Source organism: Streptomyces sp. NH27 (assembly GCF_056859195.1).
In genome coordinates this window covers 23,759-29,777 of sequence record NZ_JACEGK010000018.1, presented here as the reverse complement: position 1 = coordinate 29,777, position 6,019 = coordinate 23,759, and the positions used below count along the sequence as shown (strand labels likewise).

Here is a 6,019-nt window from a genome sequence, read left to right as displayed (position 1 = left end):
GCCCCCGGTCAGCGGAACAGTGCCGTGAGGAGGTCTTCTCCGATCCGGCGCACCGGGTCCAGGTTCAGTTGGTAGTAGGCGCGGCGGCCGTCGCGGTCGACCGTCACGAGGCCGGCCTCGCGCAGCCGCGCGAGGTGCCTGGAGACCTGGGGCAGGGTCATGCCGCTGCGGGCCGCCAGTTCGGACGGGGTGAGCGGTTCGCGTGCGATGGCCCGCGCGATGCGCTGCCGGGCCGGGTCGCGCAGGACGTCGAGGCGCCGGTTCACCGCCGCGTAGCCGGGCTGGGCGGCGCCCTCGGGCAACAGCGGGTACTGGATGACGGCGGCTGCCCCGGGCTCGTGCTTGACCAGCACATGGGGACGGCCGAAGACCGACGGCAGGACCAGCAGCCCGGTGGTCGCGACGTTCACGATGCCGTGGTGGAACTTGTCGAAGACCACCCGTGGCGGTCCGCCGCGGTACGACGCCGACGGGTCGAGTCCGGCCAGTGCCTCGCCCGGCCCCTCCTGTGCGAGGTCCGTTCGCAACGCGGGCAGGTGCGCGCCGATGGTGCGAGCCGCCCGCGTGAGATCCGCCTCCAGAGCGGCGGCCGCATCGGTCAGCAGCACGGTCAGGTCGGCGCGCAGGGCCTCGGGGTCCTCCAGGAGCCGCCGGGCGAGTTCGGCGCGGGTCGTGGAACGCAACTCGGCGGCCGCCAGCAGGCCCTGGCGCTGCGCGGAGTCGTGCAGCACCCGATCCAGCGGGCCGCCCGAGTTGCCGCCGCGCACCGCGTATCCGGTGAGCTCGGCGAAGCGCGGGAGGGGCAGATCCGCGATGTCCGCCAGTTCGGCACCGAGCGGACGGTCCGCGGCGGCGTTCATCGGCAGCAGGTAGCGGGCCCGGTACGAGGCCCACAGCGGGGCCCAGCCCATGATGCGCAGCCGCAGGCCGGGGTCGAGGGCGGTGCCCGGCGCGGCCGGGGAGTCCTCGGTGTCCAGGCCGCGCGCCCAGCGGACCGTGCCGAGGTGGTGCTCGGACTCCGTGTAGGCGTGCAGCGCGGCGGTCAGCTCGGCGAGCGGCGACGCACCGACGGAGATATCGGCCGGGGCGGCTCCGGACAGCTGTAGGACCACGCTCATGACCACCTCCTGTTCACGGCAACGTCGACTTTCGCTTACCGCAGCCGCGGTAACCATGGCCACAGCACCCCGGGCAGCTCCTAGCGTTTCGCCGAACCACAGCACGCCGTACCGACGTCGTACCAGAGCCTCCCGGAGCTTCTCTATGCACCACCTTGTCCCCGATGAGCTGCGCGCCGCCACACGTGAGCTCCGGCCCGCGCTCGAGGAGCTGAGCCTGGACCTGCACGGTACGCCGGAGACCCGCTTCGAGGAGCACCACGCCGTCGAGCAGCTCACCGGTCGCCTTGCCGCCGCGGGCTTCGAGGTGGACAAGGGTGTCGCCGACCTCCCGACCGCCTTCACCGCCGTCCATCGGGGCGCGACGCAGGGCCCGACGGTCGCGGTACTCCTGGAGTACGACGCGCTGCCCGGCATCGGCCACGGCTGCGGCCACAACCTCATCGCGGCCGGCGGGCTGACCGCGGCCCTGGCCGCGGCCGCCGTACGGCCCGAGCACCCCGGCACCCTCATGGTGATCGGCACCCCCGGCGAGGAGGGCGGCGGCGGCAAGATCCTGATGCTGGAGCGCGGCGCCTTCGACGGGGTGGACGCGGCGGTGATGTTCCACCCGGCCGACCGCAACCTGCGGGCGCGGCACGCGCTGGCCGCCAGCCACCTGCGGCTGACCTTCCACGGCGTCGCCGCCCATGCCGCCAAGGCCCCCTGGGACGGCCGCTCCGCGGCCGCCGGCGCGCAGCTCTTCCTCACCGCGGTCGACTCGATGCGCCAGTTCATCCCGCCGACCGCCCGCGTGCACGGCATCGTGACGCACGGCGGCGACGCCCCCAACGTCGTGCCCGAGCGGGCCGAGCTGGACATCTACGTGCGCGAGGCCGGCTCCGCGGCTCTGGACGGACTGCTGGCCCGGGTGCTCGCCGCCGCCGAGGGCGCCGCGCTCGCCACCGGGACCACCGTCGAGCACACCGAGACCGCGCCCCGCTACACCGAGCGCAACAACAACATGACGATGGCCGACCGGCTCGCCGCCTACACCGCGGACCTGGGCCTGGAACTGGAGCCGCCGTCCCCGGCGAATCCGGCGGGCTCGTCCGACATTGGTAATGTGTCCGTCGAACTGCCCGTGATCCACCCCTACGTGCAGGTCTGCCCCCGTGACACGCCCGGGCACTCCGCGAAGATGCGCGAGGCGGCCCGTACGCCGCAGGCGCACGACGCGGCCGCGACGGCCGCGACGGGCATCGCCGCCCTGGTGCTGGATCTGCTCACCGACCCGACGTTCCTCACCGCGGTCCGGGACGAGTTCCACGCGTCCGCTTCCACCCCCGACCGCTGTCAGGAGTCGTGATGGCCCCTTCCTCCTCGCCGGACCTGGCGTCCAACGCCCTGGTCGACACGTTCTTCGACTGGCACCTGATCGCCCGGACCTTTCCCCGGCTGATCACCGAGGGGTTGCTCAACACCCTGACCATCGCGGCCGGCGCGATCGTCGTCGGCGTCGTCATCGCGCTGCTCGCGGCCATGCTGCTGCTGTCGAACCGCTGGTGGGTACGGCTCCCGGCCCGGCTGTACGTCGACGTCTTCCGCGGCCTGCCGGTGATCATCACGGTCATGCTGATCGGCGTGGGCCTGCCCGCCGCCGGGTTCCGCCCGTTCGGCACCGATCCCTTCGGCTACGCGATCCTGGCGATCGGCGTGATCTCCGGCGCGTACACCGCGGAGATCTTCCGCTCCGGCATCCAGAGCGTCGACCCCGGCCAGCTCCAGGCGGCCCGCAGTCTCGGCCTGAGCTACCTGAAGGCGATGCGCCTGGTCGTGATACCGCAGGGCATCCGGCGCGTGCTGCCCGCGATGGCCGGCCAGTTCGTCAAGGACATCAAGGAGAGTTCGCTGGTCTATCTGCTCGGCCTCGCCGCCGGGCAGCGCGAGCTGTACTTCATCGCGCAGGAGGAGGTCGCCCGGACCTACAACTCCTCGCCGCTGATCGCCGCCGGAATCAGCTACCTCTGTCTCACCATCCCGCTGACGTACTTCATGAACCATCTGGACAAGCGGCTGCGCGAGGGCCCGAAGCGCGGCGGGCCCCCGGTCCCCGCGGAGCCGGACCTGCCCACGACTCCCGTTCCGGCCCCCGCAGGAGAGCAGCGATGACCGCCACCGCCACCGCCGAGGCCCTGCGGGTCACCGGGCTCAGCAAGAGCTACGGCGGCCACACGGTGCTGCGCGACATCACCGTCGACGTCCGCCGCGGCGAGACCCTCTGCCTGATCGGCCCCTCCGGCTCCGGCAAGTCGACCCTCCTGAAGTGCCTCAATCTCCTGGAGGCCCCCGACGCCGGCGAGATCTGGCTCGGTGACACCTGCCTGACCGCACCGCGTGCCGATGTCGACGCCGCCCGCACCCGGATCGGCATGGTCTTCCAGCACTTCAACCTCTTCCCGCACATGAGCGTCGAGCGCAATGTCACGCTTGCCCTGACCTCGGTCAAGGGGATGGGCCGCGAACAGGCCCGGCAGGTCGCGCTGAGCCGGCTGGCGGAGGTCGGCCTCGCCGCGTTCGCCGACCGGCGGCCCGCGCAGCTGTCCGGCGGCCAGCAGCAGCGCGTGGCCATCGCCCGCGCGCTCGCCATGGGGCCCGAGGTGATGCTCTTCGACGAGGCCACCTCCGCGCTCGACCCCGAACTGGTCAAGGACGTGCTCGCCGTGATGCGGGACCTCGCATCGGGCGGCATGACCATGGCCGTCGTCACGCACGAGATGGGATTCGCCCGGGAGGCGGCCGACCGCGTCGCCTTCATGTGCGACGGCCGCCTCGCCGAGATCGGCACGCCGGACCGGATCTTCGAACGCGCCGACCATCCCCGGCTGCGCCAGTTCCTGTCCCAGGTCCTCTGAACCGCCCGTTCCCCGTACAGGAGTCCACCGATGTCCCGCACCATCCTGCGCAGATCCCTGCTCGCCGGCGCCGCGGCCGCCCTGCTGCTGCCCCTCACCGCCTGCGGAGGCGACAGCGGTTCGGCGAACGCCTCGACCGCGAAGTACAAGACGGTCCGCAGCGGAGTGATCACCGCCGGTACGCAGGCCGAGCAGCCGCCCTTCGCGGTGACCGACGCCGCCGGCAACCCCACCGGCTTCGCCGTCGATCTGATGAACGAGGCCGCCAAGCGCCTCGACCTGAAGGTCCAGTACAAGACCACGAACCTGCAGGGCATACTCACCGGCCTCTCCGCCGGCCAGTACGACATCGGCGTCGCCGGTGTGGGCGCCACCGCCGAGCGCGCCAAGCAGGTCTCCTTCACCATCCCGTACTACTGGGGCTTCACCGCCGTGGTGACAAAGAAGAGCGGCACCCAGAGCACGGTGTCGGACTTCGACGGCAAGCGGGTCGGTGTCATCAGCGGCGCGGTCCAGGAAGCCTTCATCACCGAGAAGATGCCCAAGGCGAAGGTCGTGAAGTTCAACAACCAGACCGCGATGATCTCGCAGCTGCTCTCCGGCGGTGTCGAGGCGATCGTGATCGGCGGCGCCGACGCGAACGAGTACGTGAAGAAGCAGCCGGTACGGATCGCGGTCGAGCGGGACAGCCTCCAGGGCAGCGCGTTCCCCTTGCGCAAGAACGGCGACCCGAAACTCCTCAAGGACCTCGATGCCCAGGTCGACGCGATGATCGCCGACGGCACCTACGTCAAGCTGTACCGGAAGTACTTCGAGGACCCGATCGCCACCAGCCTGATCAAGGAGCGCCCCAACCTCACCAAGCAGGTCGAGGGCACCGACCTGGCTCCCACCGAGGGCTGACCGGCCCGCCGCACCACCACCAGCCGACCGCCGGTCCCGGCTGCGTCATGTTCCGCACGTCCACGTGCGGCGTCGCGCAGCCGGGACCGGCGTCGTCGTGGCGCCGAGCGGGGCCGGATCGGGGCGCGGGCCGGAGCGGGGCCCGCGCCGGCACGGACCGCGGTCAGATCTCGTCGGCCAGCTCCTGCATCAGCCGCCGCTTCGGCCGCGCCCCCACCACTACCTTGACCGGCTCGCCGGCCCGGAAGAGCATCAGCGTCGGCATGGACAGCACGCCGTAGGCGGCCTGGGTGGCCGGGTTGGTGTCCACGTCGAGCTGGACGATCCGCAGCCGCCCGGCCTCCTCGGCGGCGATCTCCGCGAGCACCGGCGCGATCATGCGGCACGGCGGGCACCAGGAAGCGGTGAAGTCGACCAGCACCGGCAGGTCGGCGGCGAGTACGTCGGCGGCGAAGGTCGCGTCGGTGGTGACGGGCACGCCCGGGTGCAGATGACCGGCAGTCGTAACGGCGTCGGTGGTCATGGCGTCGGTGGTCATGGCGAAGTGGTCCTCTCGGTCGGTGGGGCCAGCTCGCACATCGGTTCCTCCCCGGCCCCCGCGGCCAGCTCCGCCCGGGCGAGCTGCGCGGCGACCTGGTCCCGTACGGACCTCAACCGCTCCACGCACGCGTCCAGTTCGGCGAGCTTGCGCCGGTAGACCGCGAGCGAATCCGCGCAGGTGTCCCCGGCCGCGTGGCCGGCCCGCAGGCACTCGACGAACGGGCGGGTCTCCTCCAGGCCGAAGCCGAAGTCCTGGAGGGTGCGGATCTGTTCCAGCAGCCGCACGTGCTCGTCGCCGTAGGCGCGGTAGCCGTTGGCGGCCCGCCCGGCGGGCGGCAGCAGCCCGAGGGATTCGTAGTAGCGGAGGGCGCGGGTCGTGGTGCCCGCCCGGTCCGCGAGTTCACCGATGCGCATAGTAACGACCGTAGACCTTGACGTACGCGTCAAGGCCAGCCCCGGACGGGCGGTGGCGAGCGGCCCGGAATCACCCGACTCGCCCGACCCGCACCCCGGCCCGTGAAGAAAACTTTCAGGATTTACGTCGAGGAGGTTGCTTACTGCCAG

At 71.8% G+C, this 6,019-nt stretch carries 7 protein-coding genes; 4 read left to right on the top strand and 3 right to left on the bottom strand.

Translation table 11 applies throughout. The features are described 5' to 3' along the window. Positions 1–8: 8 nt before the first annotated feature. Complete coding sequence (locus AC13HU_RS03405) at positions 9–1,118, bottom strand: ArsR/SmtB family transcription factor (protein WP_483040202.1); 1,110 nt, start codon at positions 1,116–1,118, stop codon at positions 9–11. Positions 1,119–1,263: 145 nt separating this feature from the next. Here AC13HU_RS03405 and AC13HU_RS03400 point away from each other — a divergent pair, with 145 nt between their 5' ends. Genes AC13HU_RS03400 through AC13HU_RS03385 form a run of 4 tightly spaced genes read left to right on the top strand, consistent with a single transcriptional unit; the run spans position 1,264 to position 4,915 of the window. Beyond that, entirely contained in the window at positions 1,264–2,466 is a 1,203-nt protein-coding gene (locus tag AC13HU_RS03400) for an amidohydrolase (RefSeq protein WP_483040201.1), read from the top strand. After that, complete coding sequence (locus AC13HU_RS03395) at positions 2,466–3,269, top strand: amino acid ABC transporter permease (RefSeq protein ID WP_483040200.1); 804 nt, start codon at positions 2,466–2,468, stop codon at positions 3,267–3,269. Before AC13HU_RS03400 ends, AC13HU_RS03395 begins: the two co-directional genes overlap by 1 nt. Beyond that, complete coding sequence (locus AC13HU_RS03390; protein WP_483040199.1) at positions 3,266–4,012, top strand: amino acid ABC transporter ATP-binding protein; 747 nt, start codon at positions 3,266–3,268, stop codon at positions 4,010–4,012. The genes AC13HU_RS03395 and AC13HU_RS03390 overlap by 4 nt, the downstream gene beginning before the upstream one ends. Positions 4,013–4,042: 30 nt before the next feature. Continuing rightward, on the top strand, positions 4,043–4,915 hold the full coding sequence (locus tag AC13HU_RS03385; protein ID WP_483040198.1) for a substrate-binding periplasmic protein: 873 nt from the start codon (positions 4,043–4,045) through the stop codon (positions 4,913–4,915). 163 nt (positions 4,916–5,078) lie between these two features. Here the strand turns inward: AC13HU_RS03385 and trxA are convergent, their stop codons facing one another. After that, entirely contained in the window at positions 5,079–5,453 is a 375-nt protein-coding gene (trxA, locus tag AC13HU_RS03380; RefSeq protein ID WP_483040197.1) for a thioredoxin, read from the bottom strand. Further along, positions 5,450–5,869 carry a MerR family transcriptional regulator gene (locus AC13HU_RS03375; protein WP_483040196.1) on the bottom strand — a complete coding sequence of 140 codons (420 nt, stop codon included), beginning with the start codon at positions 5,867–5,869 and terminating at the stop codon, positions 5,450–5,452. The genes trxA and AC13HU_RS03375 overlap by 4 nt, the downstream gene beginning before the upstream one ends. Positions 5,870–6,019 lie beyond the last annotated feature (150 nt).